This is a genomic window from Bacillus sp. JJ722 (assembly GCF_036963345.1).
In the GTDB taxonomy this organism is placed as follows: domain Bacteria; phylum Bacillota; class Bacilli; order Bacillales; family DSM-1321; genus Bacillus_AD.
In genome coordinates, this window is sequence record NZ_JBALMO010000336.1 from 1 (window position 1) to 267 (window position 267).

1 protein-coding gene is annotated in these 267 nt (G+C 28.5%); it reads left to right on the plus strand.

Features of this window, described 5'->3' with window-relative positions:
• The first annotated feature begins 111 nt into the window (after positions 1-111).
• On the plus strand, positions 112-255 hold the full coding sequence (ytzI, locus tag V7014_RS25460; RefSeq protein ID WP_335511629.1) for a YtzI protein: 144 nt from the start codon (positions 112-114) through the stop codon (positions 253-255).
• Positions 256-267 lie beyond the last annotated feature (12 nt).

A 267-nucleotide genomic window follows, 5' to 3' on the forward strand; every position in this document is an offset into this window, starting at 1 on the left:
GAATAATTCAATAGCCATTATTAACAATTTTGTACTCTTCTAGGTCTTAAAAATAATTTTTCCCATGGTAATATAATACATATAACGTTTTAGACAGGAGTGGAAGTATTATTGACAACCATATTAATCATATGTTTAGTAATTATTTTTCTTGTTATTATTTTGAGCGTTATTACAATCACTAAAGCATATCAGTTTAAACACACCATTGATTCACAACCGCCGAATGAACAAAATCATTCGAAGGAACATTAAGAAAAGCGGAAG